The organism is Nitrospirae bacterium YQR-1, from assembly GCA_039908095.1.
Taxonomy (GTDB): domain Bacteria; phylum Nitrospirota; class Thermodesulfovibrionia; order Thermodesulfovibrionales; family Magnetobacteriaceae; genus Magnetomonas.
Genome location: JAMOBJ010000004.1, coordinates 107,013 through 124,328, shown reverse-complemented (window position 1 = coordinate 124,328; position 17,316 = coordinate 107,013). Strand labels below are relative to the sequence as shown.

Sequence of the window (17,316 nt, the reverse complement as noted above, 5' to 3'; positions counted from 1 at the left end):
TCTCCCCTAAAAAGGGGAATCCCCTGTAAGGGGAGGCGTCCCCTTCTCCCAGCCGCCTGCGTTTATTTCTGACTGCAGCTTGGTATTAGCTTTAAAATGGAAAGAACTAAAAATATTTACAGTTACTAAAAATAAGCTGTTGACAAACTCTTTAGGTATTAACTATAATGATAGAACAAGGTTTTTAAATAGCATTTGAAAGGAAAAACGGCTCAGACATGTCCTTAATGGATGACTTAAAAAGGCAAATACTGCTGGATGGAATAGAAGACAGCGAGTTAGGAAAAATAGCGGGTATGGTGGATAACCTGAAGGTCTCCAAAGGAGACCCGATATTCAGGGAAAACGAGCAGACCCGTGGTATTTATATGATAATTAGCGGGGAAGTGGAAATTACAAAGAAACTTCCTATAGACTTGAAGACAAAAATGCTTATAACTATGCGAAATATGCAGAATTGCTGTCAGATCAGAAAAACACCGTTTGGCTGGAGACAGTTGTTTGCATCGTTGATAGAAGGGCAGTATTTTGGTGAACTCTCTGTGGTAGAGGGAAAGAAGAAACATGGGGCGGATGCAGACGCTGTGACTGATTGTGAGTTTTATATACTTAGCCCGGATAAGTTTTCCCTGATAGAGGCGACAAGTCCTGAAACTATCCTTAAAATGCTTAAAACCATAGCGCGAGTTTCCTCAAAAAACATGAGATACCTCGACAGACAGCTTTTAAAATTGATTATTGGAATTTAAAGGGAGTACATATGACGCCCAGACTTGAGGATTTAAAAAATCAGGTGCTTTTAGAAGGCCTCGATGACAGTGAGTTACAAAAAGTTTTAGAGATTCTTCAAGTCGTTGAGTTTGCAAAGGGTGCTTATATTTTTCAGGAAAATGATTCCACCAAAGGCATATATATGATTCATTCAGGTAAAATTGAAATAAAGAGAAAGCTTCAGCTTGACACCAAAAGCAAGATGTTAGTCATGCTTAGAAATATAAAGAGCGATGAAATCAGACACACTGCCGCCGGCTGGGAAAACCGGTTTGCTATTTTAGAGAAAGGGAGTTTTTTTGGTGAGCTTTCTGTGATAGAAAGCAGAAAGAAACACAGCGCCGAATGTGTTGCCCTGGAAGACACAGTGTTGTTACTTTTAGCGGCTGAGGAATTTCAAAAACTTGAGGAAGCAAGCATATATACTGTTGTTAAAATTCTGAAATCAATTGCTAAGGTCAGCTCCGGTAACGTTCGTCAACTAGACAGAAGAATACTTAAAGCTCTGATGGGTACATAACCCGATTTTTGTAACGTATCTTACTTTTTTCATCTGTGCCGCTCAGCATTTAATGTGGCTTATGCCTGCTCAGTATCAGTATTTTGTATAAGTAAGCCTAAGAGAAGAGAGTGAGGGGATAACTTAATGTATAGTGTTGAAATAAGTCGTAACAATCCGGGATGTTTTCTGTTTTTAATAGACCAGTCGGGCTCGATGGGAGACCCTTTCGGCGGCAATCCGGCTCTGCTGAAAAGCCACGGTGTGGCAGATGCCGTTAACAGACTCCTTTCAAACCTCGTCATTAAATGCTCAAAGGACGACGGAATCAGAAACTACTTTGAGGTAGGTGTTATCGGCTACGGTAATCCCGACGTCTCCACTGCATTTATGGGCCCGCTTGCCGGTCGTGAACTTGTAAAAATCGAGGAAATCGGCAACAATCCACTCAGAATAGAAGAACGCCTCCAGCAGATATCCTCCGCTGACGGGCAGTCAGTTCAAAAGAGCGTTAAATTCCCCGTCTGGATTGAACCCCTAGCTCGTAACGGCACTCCCATGTGCAAGGCTTTCGATACCACCAGAACAATTTTAGAAAAATGGATTGCCCTGAACCTTAACAGCTATCCCCCCATTGTTATAAATATCACAGACGGAGACGCCACAGACGGTAATCCAGTGCCATACGCCCGAGACCTCATGCGCCTTAATACCAATGACGGCAATGTCCTTCTGTTTAATATCCACATCTCAACTCAACAGTCTGTGCCGATTATTTACCCCGACAGAGCACCCGCCATCTCTGACCAATACGCCGCCCTGCTGTTTGAAATCTCAAGCCTCCTGCCTGAGACATTCATCACAGCTGCTTTAAATGACGGTTATAACGTTAACCACCAAAGCAGAGGTTTCGGATTTAACGCCGATCTCATCTCTCTTATTAGTTTCATTGACATAGGAACCAGAGTGGGAATGTTGAGATAGGCTCTTTGTATGAAGTGGCCCTCAATAAAAAAGAGGAATGTTGTTTTCTTTAATAAGCTGATTAGGGATTTTCACGTTTATTACACCCAAAAAAACGGCAACTCCATTGATGACTACGAGGACGCATGGGGTTACAGGGAAGATACACTGTGTTTTTGTCTGTCTGACGGTGCAACCGAATCACCATTTTCTAAAGAACTTGCAACTCTGCTTGTCAATAACTACGTGACACAGCCGCTGCCTAACGATAACCTTAAAGAGGCGCTGCTTAACACTGTTAAAACCGCTCAAATACATTGGAGCAATAATTTAAAGGAGAAAGAACTCCCATGGTATGCCCAACAGAAGATATCTACAGGCTCACATGCAACCTTTGTCGGCGTGCGCTTTACAGTGCTCCCCTCAGACTCAATTAAGGATAAACTCAGAAGAATTGTCAAAGTCAGATGGGAATCCGTCGGGGTCGGCGATTCTTGTTTTTTTATTGTCAGAAACAATGAACTCTTAACTACCTTCCCTCTCAGCTCTGAAGATGATTTTAATAACACTCCAAATCTTATCTCAAGCATTGAGCCTTTGAAAGAGGAAAACATCGCCTATAACTCAGGGATTATTCAAAAAGGCGACAGATTGTTTCTCTTTACAGATGCTATAGCGCTGTGGTTTTTGAAATCCTCCCACAGCGGCGCTAAACCCTGGGATACTCTTCAAAATATTGGGAATATGGATGCCTTTGCCGCCTTTGTTGATACTCTGAGGGCTGGCAAGGAAATAAAAAACGACGATGTAACCGGCATTACGATGAGTTTTTAGCCGGATGATATGAAATACCCGCTTCCCGACCAATACAACAAGGCTATTCAAAACCCCGAACTTTGCTTTCCGGACGATGAGCTAAAAACAGGTGTTGTCGAACTAAACAGACTAGGACTTCCTTTTGTCAGATGCGGTAATTTCTCCTCCGTCTATAAAATCATTCTGCCGGATAAGGAACGTGCCGTAAAATGTTTTTTCAACTACTACCCTGATATCAAATCACGTTACGAGCTGATATCGGAATACCTTAGCGTCCTGAACACTCCATATTTTATAGGGTTTCAATACTATGAAAACGGGATACGGGTTAACGGTAAAAACTACCCGCTGCTTTCCATGGACTGGATTAGCGGCACATCGTTTGACAAGTACATAGATGAGTGCATAAGGGCCGGTGATACTGATAAACTCTCCGCTCTGAGAGATTCTTTTGTTTCCATGTACAAAGAGCTAAGAGCTGAAAAAGTAGCTCACGGAGACCTCCAGCATGCCAATATAATAGTCACACCGGAGGGACTTAAACTCATAGACTACGACGGCATGTACGTTGCCGCTATCACACTTACAAGAAGTAACGAGGTTGGACATCCTAACTATCAGCACCCAAAGAGAACTCGATTTCACTACGGTGAGATGATGGATAACTTCAGCGCTATGGTAATACACACAGCCCTTACGGCTTTAGTGCATAAACCTGCTCTTTGGGAGAGTTACTATAATGGGGATAACCTGATTTTTTCCGAGAGGGATTTTTCCAATACCAACCAGTCGCCGCTGTTTCGAGAGTTGTTTGCCTCTGACGTGTTAAAAAAACAAGCCTCTGTGCTTGCTAAAATCTGCCTGCTGCCTTATGAAAAATCTCCGGATTTTTTAACCCTTCTTGACAGCGATGGTACAATCAGTGCCGGAGTCCTGACTGAGGTAATAGCTGAGTTTAAGACAACAGAAGCCGCTCCGGTTGTAACACACCCGCCACAACCGGAAAATATAAAATCTCAAAATACTGCCTCCGGCGATACAGCGCTCTGTCCAAAATGCGGCAACGCACAAAGTGCTGCTGGAATTTTTTGCAACAACTGCGGCTACTCTCTTTTAAACGAAAAACCACCTCAGGTACAAAACCTCCTGCCTGCACCTAAATTTAAGTTTCCCAAAATTAAAACGATTGCACTTTTTTTTGTAGTATTTTCGTTTGTGCTTTTTTTGTACGACAACACAAAAACAGGGCCTATCAAAAAGATTACATTAGATGATGTCTCTGCGTTTGTTACCGGTGTCCTGTCTAAAGGCAGAATTGAAAGGCTTACAAAGGCAATCGAGGCGGACCCTGTTAATTCAGCCTCATACTATCAAAGGGCTGTGGAGTACGTTAGGGCCGGCAAGTACGATTTGGCAATAGATGATTTTACAAAAGTCCTGAAATATGATAATAAAAACGCTAAGGCTTATTTAAACCGCGGGGTATCATTCGGTATGCTTGGGCTTCACAAGGAGGCCATAGCTGATTACATCAAGGCTGCCGGATTAGGCCTTAAACCGGCACAGGATTTTCTGGACTCTAAAAATATCCCATGGAAAAAGGGAGGATAACAAAACAAGGGCGTTGTACATGACGGCGGGATAGTTCATAAAAGATTGCCTTTATTGCACTACAGCTCATACAAAGTTGCAGTCAGATTGGTATGTTGACAAAAATTTCCCTGTAACGGCAATTTTTGTCCTTAACAGGGATTTTCTTTCTTTATATATTTTCTAAGTCATTGTAATTAAAGACAATTTCATTGGCATAATCCTTGCATATCAGTAATTATTGGGGTAACCGGCAACTGGAGCTAAAGTTTAAATGAGGGTTAAAGTTTTAAAGTGCACTTAAGAAGATAATTTAACAGACGAATAGATAAGTAACAGATTACGGAGGTGGTCAAATGAACGGAAATGTCAACATAGGCAAGCTAAAAAGGGCATTAAAGGTTTGTTTTGAAAATGACCGTGCATTTCTTCTCAGGGATCGTCTGGAGAGTATCTTGTACATCTACAACGTTATCTTCTTAATGAAAATGGGCTGCGTGATCAGTGAGATAGAGGGCGTCTTAAACAGCGATGAAAAGTATGTAAGTGAAAACAAAACTGCACAGGACATCGCATATGCCATTGAGGTGGCGGAGGGTAAGGATGAGGAGGCAAAGGTGGCATTATCCGGATACTGTGATATGGCAAGACAGTACATACAGTCGTACTTCAGCCTCTTTGGTAACATAAACATAGATGAGACGGGACTTAATGGTTTAAATGAAATTAAAGCGGATGGGGTTATCAAGGCGATAGAGGACCTTCTGCCCGGTGACGGCAAACCCGAGCTCTGGAACAAGCCCTTTCCAATAAACGTATCGGCGCACCATGTGCATCTAAGCAAGGATGACTTCCATGTGTTGTTTGGTGACAAAGACGAGCTAACACCAAAGGCCATGCTTAGCCAGCCCGGGCAGTTTGCCGCACAGGAGTGTGTTAATCTTATCGGACCAAAAGGTGCTGTTGAAAGAGTGCGAATTCTCGGCCCATTTAGAAAGGAATCGCAGGTAGAAATATCCAGAACCGAGGAGTTCAAACTTGGCATAAATGCCCCGGTAAGAGACTCCGGCAATATTGAGGGAACTCCGGGAATAGTGTTGCAAGGTGACAACGGTGAGCTTAAACTTAAAAAAGGGGTTATTTGCGCCAGACGTCATATACACATGTCCCCCTACCAGGCGCACACATACAACATCAATGATATGGATGTTGTTATGGTTAAAGTAAAGACAGGACGTGAGCTGATATTTGGAAACGTACTGGTTAGAGTACACAATGATTTTAATCTCGATATGCACATTGACACAGATGAGGCAAACGCCGCTGAAATAAACAATGGCGCAATCGGTTTTCTTGAGGATATCACCGAAAGAAAATCTGTCAGAGCTGTGCAGAATTGCTGAAAACTATATATGTGGAGGGGATGTTCTCAACAGAACAAAACCCCTCTTATAAGACATTTTCCTTACCCTGTATTATGTCAATTTCATGCATGGCTATGTTAATTTTATCTTTCACAAGATATTTCTTAAATTTATCGGGGCCGGTCAGAATAAACTCCAGTGATACCACCTTAGCACAACCTTTACCATTTGTTGTGAAAAAATTCAAGGCATCGTCTGTAGAGATTACCCGTTTGTTTAATATCACTCCGTTTTCAAGGATAGGTATGGAAGCCCTGTAATAGGTCTCAACACCGTCATCATAAGTTAAGAGTGCAAGAATCACAGGCGGTTTATAGAGAGTTCTAATAATATAGCCTAAAAAGGTGTATGTTATTTTTATTTTAGCAAGGAGTATGTTATTAACTGGGGCTAAAAGAAGTTTTTCGCCGAATTTCATAGTAACATCACCGGCGTGCTTCTGTATTGTTTTGACAGTGTTTACTTTGTTTTTGCTAAAAAGCAACATCTTAGGCTCTGTGTCGTATGGAAAATAGTTAGATTCGAGCTGATTTGAACCCGGATATATTATGCTCACTACACTGTAGTTTTGCAGTAATGTTAGTTTAGTATATGTTTCATCCCAGAAAGGATGTCTGCCGTCCAGTGAGCCTGAAGAGTAAATAACAAACTGAGGTGCAGATGGTCCGGCATACTTTTCTGCATTTTTTTTATCAAGGTAGCTGTTATAAGCAGTATAAGATTGTATAATCGGACGGGGATTATAATTGAGGCCGTTAAAATAAATATAGGAGATTTCCCACGGCATTATATCCACAGACTGTTTATCTATTAGCCGTATTATATTATCAGGCAGGGTACGGTATGGTTTATTTTCTTCTAAATACTGTTTTCTGTCATATGAAAGCTTATTATAAATTACATCCTTATACGGCAGTGAAAATAACTTATCCACATAATGCGGCAGGCTCTCAACATCCTGTATTTTAACGATTAAAATAAGCACTATTAAAAAAGGAAGCACAACTTTCATGTATCGCTCTATAGATATGTTGCTGGTGAAAATGTAAAACAACGCAATAAACAAAACTACAAATGAGAAAAACTCATTGCCACTGCCGAATCTGACAAAAGATTGTTTAAATAAAAAAAAGCATGAAAGCAATATCACTAAGTATGCAACAAAATCATGAACATGCCTTTTAATATTCTTTATAACCATTGGAAAAAGTGTTAGTAAAAAAACAAAATACACCACTGCTGCATATAACTTGAAACTTTCTGATTTACGAAACATAACGTCATTATAACTATCCGATATAGAGATACTGCCGATTATATAATTAAGGATATCTACCTTGAGAAATACTGATATGCTGCTAACGGCTAAAATATGAATAATTACACATAACAGTATTTTGTTTCTCATTGCTCTGTTGCGGCTTAGCATATACGCTACAACGCTATAGTACATAGCAAGTGAGAACAGAGCTAAATATACTTTTTCGTAAAACAGAATAATTACAATTGCACCTGAGAGCCACAGATATTTTATTGTATTTTGGGTGTCATAAAGACTACGGAATAAAAAGAAAACTATTACTAACAAAAGAAAGCAATATGTAGTATAAAGCAGTTCAACACAAGATGTAAAAAACAGAACCAATACAAAAAAAATTTCGGAATAACTGTTGAGTTTTGATACAATATAGTGAATCATAATAAAGGAAATCAATACCAAGAGGATGCTGAAGGCAAGAGGAATAATAAAATCAATATCAGTGGAGACATGAGTTGTGAGAAACCCCAGAGGCCCATGCGTAAATATTATGTCCTTTCCAAATGTAAGCCCCATCTTAACTGCTAAATTAAGCGCAAGTTGCCATGATACATCTACACCGGTCCATGGTTGCAAAGTCAGGTTCTGGTAGTAAAACAGTCTTTTCGGCAAAATTATAAATAGTAGTAATAAGGATATAGTTACACGTACTACAGAGTTAATATCAGCACTTAAATGTACATATTTTTTTATCATATCTAAATAATTATAGGGTTACAGTAAATAAAACCAGTGTATAGCTAATGGGAGCAGACCCTTACATACAAGATACTTTATGCGTAGCAAGGCAATAGCAATGCCACGGGAATAAAAAATTTTTTATTTATTTTTCTTGCTGTGTTTTACTGTTCCGGTTGTTAGCTCTGAGACATAAGCGACCTTCTTGTAATCTTTGGGCAGCTCAAACATATATGATTTAGCTGTGCCTGTCTGTATGTTTCTTAACTGTGCCGTAATCATGGTTGATTTACCTTCAGTGTCTTTAGCCTCGTATTCATAACGAATAATCAGATTTCCAAAGTCGGCAGCTTCCCATATGATTGCCTCAATCTTTTCATCGGGTTTGTCTTTTTTATAAAAAACTGCATCATATTTTTCACAAGGGTGGCCGTCTATTGTCTGAGGCCCCAGAGGTTTTTTATCAAAAACCACGTCATTTCCAAACATCGGGGGAGGTGTTTCCGTCATATTTTCCCTTACATATTTCTTTTTTGCTGTTGAAAGATAGATAATTTTCTTTTCGTCTCCTAAAAAAATAGAAACAAGTCCCGGCATGGATTGATTCTCTATACGGGTGTTGTTGCCCATCTTAGCCATCTTCATGGTTAAGCCCGACACGGTCATTTCAGCAGTAAAATTTTCAGGTGGGGCGGAAAAGACCTCCGTAGTTGAAATTAATATCAGAGCTAAAAAAACAACTGTGTAAATAAACGGTTTTTTCATCCTCACATCTCCTTCATAAGATATATTCCTTAGATACTTTTATGTTTTAATGATGTATTAGTTTATTTTGGGTTTTTCAAGAAGCGGATTTTCGTTTCTTTTGTCTGCTTTATTATTTTTTATATGTTCCACAAATAGGTTATGAGAAACCGCTCCTTTGCTGTCGGTAGCAACAATTTTACAGAACTCGCATTTAGTGCAAATAAGTTTCAATTTTTCACCAAAACTCTTACCCTTAATAAGCTCGTTCTCAAGCATCGTGTCTTTTACAAACATACATCCGCGCCCGGCGCATGTACCACCAAGGTATCCGTCTGCGTCAATAAAGATAGAGGCTGGGCATTGACCGTGAAAACCACATTTTTTATATTCCCAGCAGTTTAGTAACTTTGTCATATCATCATGGACTTTTGCCTTTTTGATATTAAACTTTTTTAGTTTCTCTATTAGTTCATCATCCAGCACCACGCCACATTCTACCAAAGGCTCAGAACCGGATTGAGAAAATATGTCATCTGCAACTACCATCCCCTTTTTTAAGTTAAATATGTTGACCTCTTTCGGTTTTTTAAATCCAAAAGATTGATACAGGCACTCATACAAACTCTCAGGTGTAAACGGCCTTATTATTGCATCAACGATTGATTCCGAGTCCTTGATTGCTTTCACCTCAACACTTGTTACCTCAGGGTGCAGCACAGCCAGCATTTTTAAATGTGGATATTTAGCATAAATTTCCTCTGCGTGTTTTAGAAGGGGATCAAATACCAGCGAGTCAATAATAAGATAATTGCACGACTCGGCATCCAGCGCCCTTTTTAAATCTTTAATTCCTTTGTAGGCTTTGAGGTTAATAAGGCTCTTGAAGTCATTTTTCAGACTCCAGCGGATAGGATGATCTATATCCTCCGACACACACATAAAAAAAATCTTTTTAGTAACCGGTGTTGATACTTTTTTTGCCATGAGCTTATTTTAACATAGTTATACTTAAAATGTTTTTTTATTTTCAACAGTAGAGAAATATTCCGCAAAAATTGCAGTTGCAACTGAGAGAGCCGCAGGTAAAATCAGGAAGTTTTTAAGAATGTTGCACAGGCTATGTTGAAGGCTTTTTTCTTTTTATGAATTCATCCCTGGCGGCATCCATATTCTTCCTTTTTGTGATGTTTTTTTCAATATGTTCCATCAACTCCCTGGAGGGAGGGATTTTACCGTCATTACTGGTTACTATCATTGTGTAGAAATCACAGTCACGGCAGATTGTATTTATTTTTTCATCCCAGGTTTTGTACCTTCTGCCGCCTCCGCACATATCCGTTGTTGCGTTTATATACATGCAGGCGCGTCCGGCATTGACACCGTCTAAAAATCCATTGGCGTCAACATTTAAAAAAGAAGGGCACTCTTCAAAATTATTACACTTCTTAAATTCCCAGCAATTGATGACTTTATGGGAGTCCTCGTGCACTTTTACTTTTGAAATATTGTGTTTTATCAGCTCCAAAATATGGGCATCATTAAGTACCACGCCACATTCTATCAATGGCTCGTCTTTGCCGGGTACATAGACGTTTTCCGCTAATATCACACCGCTTTTGAGCTGAACACTCGTGATATGTTTTACCCCGGCCACGATTGCTCTTTTTAAACCGAAAACTCTCTCTACATATCCGTACATGCGCTTTAGTGTAAAAGGTCTCACCAGTATATCAACAATTACATCACACTTTTTCAAAAGCTTTTGCACTTGTCCTATGTCGGTATGAGAATTCATTATGGCCAAAATCTTAAAGGTGACGTTAGAATATTGAATCTTATAGATAAATTCACAAAAAGCTTCAAGGTCTGTGAAATGGCATTCGTCAACAATTAAGAGGTCACAACGCATCGTAAAGAGAAATATTTCAAGACGTTTTAAGCTGTTACATCCATTAGCCACAACCACTCCCTTATAGTACTCCATCAAACTCCATAATATTGATGAAAAAATATCTTCCCTGATGTAGACAACAAATTCCTTCTTATTTACTGCATGCTTGTTGAGAATTCTTCTTAATAACTGCGATTTTTCTCTCTCTTTTTTTAGCTTCTTTGCGTTAGGCAGTATTACATCGGAGTTAAAAAAAGCCTTCATAAACATACTTAACGTATTACTCATGTCATCGGTTACTTCCATAATATCTAATTCAAAAAACGGAGCAGAATCCATTTTACCCGATTTTTCAATATCACTGTAAAAACGGTAAATTACTCCGTTTGTAAGTATAGCGATTTTTGCAGGAGTTAATGAGAAAAATTCATGAAGCGGATTTTTTTCCTTATCAAGATTAGTGCCCCAATGCTTACACTCTATCAGCATTGACGGTACTCCTTTTTGCATAATTGCATAGTCAACCTTATAAGGGACACTGTGCTCACCGCTTATCAGATAGTCAGGGACAACCTCTGCAGGGTCAAAAACATCGTATCCGAGAGCTTTTAGCAAAGGCATGATTAAAGCAACCTTTGTGGATTCCTTGTTTTTTATAAGATCATACTTTTTACGTATCTCAGCAGCAAGAGCGCGTAATCTTTTTACTAAATCAATCATTCAGCAGTCCTCTTTCACCCCCTCTATGATGCATACTAACATGTAGCCGGCATAGTTGTCCATATTCCACGATACTCATACCAAGTTGCAGGCAAAAATAAACACAGGCAGCAAGGGAGAATTTGCGCCTGCCGAATAAATATCGTTTACTACAAAAAAATCCCTATTCCCGTCCACGCTCAGGATGCACAGCGGTATAGGTCCCCCACACAATACTACCCCTCGATAATCTGCCCCTTCAGGCCATCGGGAGTGTAAACGCATATGGCGTCTTTATTACCGGAATCAGGATAAATCATGCACCTGTAGGAAGCAACCTTGCCATAGTTTACCCTTATGTGCTCCCAACCGTTTACATAAAAACTGCACTCGTCATTAAAGCATACATACAAAAACGGTGTACACCAACCCAGTCCGTCACTTAAATTAAACGCAGGTGGTTCCATCTTGTCCATCTTCCGCCCACAGTACGGACACGGCGGCGCCTCTGTTATTTTCATCTCTGTTGCCCTGGTCTCTGTAACCATAGTCTGTATCATCTCCTTTAATTTAACAACGGTTTATTTTTAAAACCGCCGTCTGCTTTTGATTTATTAAAAACAACTGCTCTAAATCCCCGACGATAACCTATGATACTCCTGGATTGATTTAATCCCAACCTTCTTTGATTTTAACATTTCTATGGCAGTTACAACAGCCCTCGCCGCTGAAATTGTTGTTGCATACGGTATCTTATAAGTCAGAGCCGACGTCCTGATTGACTGTGAATCCAGTTTGGATTTGGAATCAGAAATCGTGTTGATTATAAAACTGATCTCCTTGCTCTTTATTAAATCAACAATGTGCGGTCTGCCCTCATCTACTTTATTAACAACCTCTACTTCAAGCCCCCTGATTTGCAAAAATTCAGCCGTACCCCTTGTCGCCACTATTGAAAAACCCTTTGAAATAAGGATACGCGCCACATCCACACACGTCTGCTTGTCCTTATCCCGCACGCTTATAAAAATCTTACCCTCCATAGGAATCTTGTTATAACCGGAGACCTGCGCCTTTGCATACGCTAATCCGAAATCCACATCTATTCCCATAACCTCACCGGTTGATTTCATCTCAGGTCCCAGTATCGTATCCACCCCGGGAAACCTCCCAAACGGCAACACTGATTCCTTTACTGCTATGTGTCTTATCACCGGCTCCTTTGTAATGCCTAATTCGTCAAGACTCTTGCCGGCCATTACTTTTGCAGCCAGTTTGGCTATTGACCGCCCAGTGGTTTTACTGACAAACGGTACCGTGCGGCTTGCCCTCGGGTTAACCTCCAATATGTATATATCACCATCTTTGACGGCAAACTGTACGTTCATAAGCCCTACAACGTTAAGCTCCAAAGCCAATGCTTTTGTCTGCTTTTTTATCTCATCCACTATGCGGGGATGTAATGAATACGGCGGTAGTGAACACGCTGAGTCGCCTGAGTGAATCCCAGCCTCCTCGATGTGCTCCATCACACCGCCTATTAACACTTTAACTCCATCCGATATCGCATCCACATCCACCTCTATGGCGTCCTCCAGATACTTATCTATCAACACCGGCTTTTCATGTGAGACCTTAACCGCCCTTCCCATATAATCATACAAAGACTCTGCATCATAGACTATCTCCATAGCCCTGCCGCCTAAGACATACGACGGCCTCACCATAACAGGATACCCAACCTCATTGGCTGTCTTTACCGCCTCATCAACAGACCGTGCTATACCGCTAAGCGGCTGTTTGAGGTTTAACTTATGCAAGAGCTCCTTAAACCTCGACCTGTCCTCCGCCCTGTCTATAGCATCAGCAGATGTGCCAAGCACCCTGACCCCTGCCCTCTCAAGCGGCACAGCAAGTTTTAGCGGCGTCTGCCCCCCAAACTGCACTATCACCCCCTCCGGTTTCTCCACATCCGTTATCGAAAGTACATCCTCTATTGTAAGCGGCTCAAAGTACAGCCGGTCCGACGTGTCATAGTCCGTACTGACCGTCTCAGGATTACAATTTATCATGATAGTCTCATACCCAAGCTCCTTAAGGGCATAAACCGCCTGAACGCAGCAGTAGTCAAACTCTATCCCCTGCCCGATTCTGTTGGGGCCGGAGCCGAGAATCACTATTTTTTTCCGCTCTGTTGGGTTTGCCTCACAAGCCGATACTTCTATTTTACCGGTTCCATCACCGGTTAATCTGTAAAACGGCCTCTCATATGTTGAGTACAGATATGGTGTACGCGCTTTAAATTCCGCACCGCAGGTATCCACTATTTTATATACAGGCACGATTCCTTTCTGTTTTCTTAGCTTTCTGACCGTATCCTCATCCGTCTTAAGCAGTGCTGAAAGTATTTTGTCTGAATAACCAAACTCCTTCGCTTTTCTCAATAGCTCCAAATCCGTATCTAATAATTCAGCTATTTCCGCTTCCGAGAGGTTTTCTTTGCCATGAGCCATCTTAGCGATGGATTTTTCCATATCTATAATTTCCTTCATGTTGTTTAAAAACCACGGGTCTATTTTTGTTACATCAGCCAGCGTCTCAACTGTGACCCCCCTTCTGAGCGCCTGCCCTGTAAACCAGAGTCTTTCCGAATTAGGCACTTTTAGTTTTAACATAAGAGCCTTTTCGCTTATAACATCAACGGGCTCATCAAAACCGTATGTGTCCGCCTCAAGGCTTCTCATAGCTTTCTGAAGCGATTCCTTAAAAGTCCTCCCAATAGCCATAACCTCACCCACGGATTTCATCGCAACGGTTAAAACCGGCTCAGCCTCAGGGAATTTTTCAAATGCAAAGCGCGGTATCTTTGTCACCACATAGTCTATGGCAGGCTCAAAAGAGGCCGGAGTTTCACGGGTTATATCGTTTGGAATTTCATCAAGCCTTAAACCAACGGCAAGTTTAGCGGCTATTTTTGCTATTGGAAAACCTGTTGCCTTGCTGGCAAGTGCAGAGCTTCTTGACACCCGCGGGTTCATCTCTATAACCAGCATTCTACCGGTCTCAGGGCTTACTGCAAACTGGATGTTACTCCCTCCTGTGTCAACCCCGATTTCGCGGATAATTGCAATTGAGGCATCCCTCATCCTCTGATATTCACGGTCGGTAAGGGTCTGCGCCGGGGCCACAGTTATAGAGTCCCCTGTGTGGACTCCCATAGGATCAAAATTCTCAATTGAGCATATGATAACAACATTGTCGGCGTTGTCTCTCATTACCTCAAGCTCGTATTCTTTCCAGCCTATAACCGACTCCTCAACAAGCACCTGAGTAACAGGGCTCAAATCCAGTGCATTTTTGATAAGAGCGCCGTATTCCTCAAGATTATAGGCAATACCTCCGCCTGTGCCCCCCAGTGTAAAGGCAGGACGCAAGATAGCCGGAAACCTGACATATTCAACAGCCCTCATTCCCTCCTCCACAGTGGTTACGGCAACACTGCGTGGAATTTCAAGCCCAATACGCTCCATGGAATGCTTAAAGAGCTCCCTGTTTTCAGCCTTTCTAATAGCATCAAGCCCGGCACCTATCAGTTTTATGCCATATTTTTCAACAATTCCAAGCTCACAAAGCTCAACAGTCAGATTCAGCGCCGTCTGCCCTCCCATTGTGGGCAGCAGAGCGTCCGGGCGTTCCTTTTCGATTATCATCTCAAGGATTTCACAGGTAAGGGGTTCAATGTAGGTTACATCGGCCATATCAGGGTCAGTCATTATCGTTGCCGGATTGGAGTTTACCAACACGACCTCATAGCCCTCTTCCCTCAGCGCCTTACACGCCTGAGTCCCCGAATAATCAAACTCGCACGCCTGACCAATCACTATCGGGCCGGAGCCTATGATAAGAATCCTTTTAATGTCCAGTCTCTTTGGCACTTTTTCCCTCTTGCTTTATATAATTTTCCATCTCATCAGTCAATTTCTGAGCATCCTCGACACTCTCACTGCTGTATATTATCACATTTTCATGTGGCTCACTTCTAAAAAGACATTCAACTGCATACATATGTTCGGAAACACCAAAGCCGGGAATGACAGTCCCGTGCCCCAGAGCTATTTTTTTAACAAATTCCACCCCATCTGGGTTAGACATCTTAAACTCTAAGTGATTGACTCTGACTCTATCGAGATCGCTTAATTGTTTTGTTAAGACAGTGCTTCCGACAATACCATGCTTATTAAATGTTATCAGCCCTGCGTCTTTATCCACCAATACCTCAAGTGATAGTTCCTTAAAAAGAAAAGCTACAGACAGTGGAAATGAGATAATTACCAGTACTAAAGCAACAATGTAGTGGATAATGGTCAAATCGCCGGCCTTGTAAATTATAAACATATATAAGAGAGCAACTCCCCCTGAGACAAATGCCGCAGACATCTCCCTGTTAAATATCCCCACATGTAAAACACTTGTCTTTTCCGCCTTAAATGATTTGGAGATTAGCAGCAGATGATTGCCTTCATAGCAAATGTCATAATTGTGCCCGCTATGCTTATTATTGTTTAAAACTGAGACAACCCTCCCTTGACGATAAAACTATGTTGTGATTATAACAGCCCGACGTGTTTAAGGGCCTCTTTGATGGCTGGGTTTGTAATGGATGCTTCTTTAAGGGCTTTTTCAAGCAATTCAGCCAGTTGCTCGATTTCTTTGGTTTTTCGTACAGTAGGGGCAAGTGCAGTACGTCTGTCCCACAATACAAATCCCATTAAAAGCCCCATGCCGCTAAAAAATAGTCCAAACAGTATTCCAAAGCCCCAAAGCATGAAAGTTGTCATCTGATCAAACCGTCTGTTCATATCAGCTTTCAAGCTGTTTATATCAGCTTTCATATCGTCAATCCTTTGGTTTGTAGCTTTCAACCCCTCTTCAAGCCTTTGGTTTGTAGCCTTTAGCCCCTCTTCAATCCTTTGGTTTGTAGCCTTTAGCCCCTCTTCAAGTCGAATCATGCGATCTCTGTCGGCCTGCGTAAAGGATGAATCTGCTGCGGAGGCAACGGTTGATAGAGAAAACAATATAAATATGGATATCGCTATGCGCTTCATGGTTAATTGTAACACATAGTGGTTATTGCCCGCAACAAGGCTGTGTTTTTTAAACTACTCCGTGTTCAGAGAGTATGCTTTATCTGTGGCATGAGTTTTAAAGTGCCATTTTAAATTCCAGCTCGGTGATGCCGGCATCTTTAATTATTGCTTTGAGTGTATATGGATTTATGCGCTTATTGTTAGGGATTGTTATGCGATAGGTTCCATTAAACATACCGATATGTTTTCCTCTACTAACAACGTTGTAACCAAACTTACTAAATGCCTTAATTGCACGTTCTGCGGATACATCAGTGAACAGCATTTACCAAAGCGACTTCTACTTTATATACATTATTGTCCTTTAACTCCATCTCTATCATTTCGAGATAAGTTTTTATAGCATCTTTAATATTCTCTTTGGCTTCATCAAGAGTATCCCCTTGGCTGTGGCATCCTCTGAGGAGAGGACAATGAACATCATAACCATATTCTGTTTCATTTATAATAACTGTGAACTCCATTTATTACTCCTTGATTTATGATATCAGAAATAACTGAAAAATACTATTGTTTAAATATTATTCTCCCGACTTCATCACTTGAGGTTGCCCCTGTAAATACTAATTTTCCACTATAGCCGGCTATGCTGCCTGATGATACATCTGATATTGTTATTGTAGAAGTACCTGTAATACCTTCCAAAACAGTGATACAGCACCGCCTTTAATACCAAGCTGCGTTCAATCATCTAACTTCGTCGGCATTGTCACAAGCTCCTCAACGTACGCTTCCTTAAAGGGGAATCCCCTGTAAGGGGAGGTGTTTCTCCC

Annotated in this window: 17 protein-coding genes; 6 read left to right on the top strand and 11 right to left on the bottom strand. The window is 41.1% G+C overall.

From position 1 onward, the window contains the following. The first annotated feature begins 227 nt into the window (after positions 1–227). From H7844_04265 to H7844_04240, 6 genes are all read left to right on the top strand, one after another. Complete coding sequence (locus tag H7844_04265; GenBank protein MEO5356496.1) at positions 228–749, top strand: cyclic nucleotide-binding domain-containing protein; 522 nt, start codon at positions 228–230, stop codon at positions 747–749. An 11-nt stretch (positions 750–760) separates the two neighbouring features. Further along, on the top strand, positions 761–1,291 hold the full coding sequence (locus H7844_04260; protein MEO5356495.1) for a cyclic nucleotide-binding domain-containing protein: 531 nt from the start codon (positions 761–763) through the stop codon (positions 1,289–1,291). Positions 1,292–1,417: 126 nt separating this feature from the next. Continuing rightward, a complete protein-coding gene (locus H7844_04255; GenBank protein MEO5356494.1) occupies positions 1,418–2,254 on the top strand; it encodes a VWA domain-containing protein in 837 nt (278 codons plus the stop codon). 9 nt (positions 2,255–2,263) lie between these two features. After that, positions 2,264–3,067, top strand: a complete 804-nt coding sequence (locus H7844_04250) for a hypothetical protein (GenBank protein MEO5356493.1) — start codon at positions 2,264–2,266, stop codon at positions 3,065–3,067. Positions 3,068–3,076: 9 nt separating this feature from the next. Continuing rightward, positions 3,077–4,660, top strand: a complete 1,584-nt coding sequence (locus H7844_04245; GenBank protein MEO5356492.1) for a tetratricopeptide repeat protein — start codon at positions 3,077–3,079, stop codon at positions 4,658–4,660. Between the two features lie 335 nt (positions 4,661–4,995). Beyond that, complete coding sequence (locus tag H7844_04240; protein ID MEO5356491.1) at positions 4,996–6,042, top strand: phosphate propanoyltransferase; 1,047 nt, start codon at positions 4,996–4,998, stop codon at positions 6,040–6,042. 46 nt (positions 6,043–6,088) lie between these two features. Here the strand turns inward: H7844_04240 and H7844_04235 are convergent, their stop codons facing one another. The 11 genes from H7844_04235 to H7844_04185 form a co-directional block, all read right to left on the bottom strand. Beyond that, complete coding sequence (locus tag H7844_04235; GenBank protein ID MEO5356490.1) at positions 6,089–8,077, bottom strand: hypothetical protein; 1,989 nt, start codon at positions 8,075–8,077, stop codon at positions 6,089–6,091. Between the two features lie 123 nt (positions 8,078–8,200). Next, on the bottom strand, positions 8,201–8,824 hold the full coding sequence (locus tag H7844_04230) for a hypothetical protein (GenBank protein ID MEO5356489.1): 624 nt from the start codon (positions 8,822–8,824) through the stop codon (positions 8,201–8,203). Between the two features lie 57 nt (positions 8,825–8,881). Next, entirely contained in the window at positions 8,882–9,790 is a 909-nt protein-coding gene (locus H7844_04225) for a hypothetical protein (protein MEO5356488.1), read from the bottom strand. 133 nt (positions 9,791–9,923) lie between these two features. Beyond that, positions 9,924–11,417, bottom strand: coding sequence for a hypothetical protein (locus H7844_04220; protein ID MEO5356487.1), 1,494 nt, complete (start codon positions 11,415–11,417; stop codon positions 9,924–9,926). Between the two features lie 215 nt (positions 11,418–11,632). Continuing rightward, positions 11,633–11,944, bottom strand: coding sequence for a hypothetical protein (locus tag H7844_04215; GenBank protein ID MEO5356486.1), 312 nt, complete (start codon positions 11,942–11,944; stop codon positions 11,633–11,635). An 81-nt stretch (positions 11,945–12,025) separates the two neighbouring features. Next, positions 12,026–15,331: a carbamoyl-phosphate synthase large subunit gene (carB, locus tag H7844_04210; protein MEO5356485.1), complete on the bottom strand. Its 3,306-nt coding sequence runs from the start codon at positions 15,329–15,331 to the stop codon at positions 12,026–12,028. After that, positions 15,309–15,833 (bottom strand): hypothetical protein, encoded by a 525-nt coding sequence (locus H7844_04205; protein ID MEO5356484.1) that lies wholly within the window; start codon positions 15,831–15,833, stop codon positions 15,309–15,311. The genes carB and H7844_04205 overlap by 23 nt, the downstream gene beginning before the upstream one ends. Positions 15,834–16,003: 170 nt before the next feature. Further along, positions 16,004–16,516, bottom strand: a complete 513-nt coding sequence (locus H7844_04200; protein MEO5356483.1) for a hypothetical protein — start codon at positions 16,514–16,516, stop codon at positions 16,004–16,006. A gap of 82 nt (positions 16,517–16,598) precedes the next feature. Beyond that, positions 16,599–16,808, bottom strand: coding sequence for a type II toxin-antitoxin system HicA family toxin (locus H7844_04195; protein MEO5356482.1), 210 nt, complete (start codon positions 16,806–16,808; stop codon positions 16,599–16,601). Next, a complete protein-coding gene (locus H7844_04190) occupies positions 16,795–17,007 on the bottom strand; it encodes a type II toxin-antitoxin system HicB family antitoxin (GenBank protein ID MEO5356481.1) in 213 nt (70 codons plus the stop codon). The genes H7844_04195 and H7844_04190 overlap by 14 nt, the downstream gene beginning before the upstream one ends. A gap of 43 nt (positions 17,008–17,050) precedes the next feature. Continuing rightward, on the bottom strand, positions 17,051–17,188 hold the full coding sequence (locus tag H7844_04185; protein MEO5356480.1) for a hypothetical protein: 138 nt from the start codon (positions 17,186–17,188) through the stop codon (positions 17,051–17,053). Positions 17,189–17,316 lie beyond the last annotated feature (128 nt).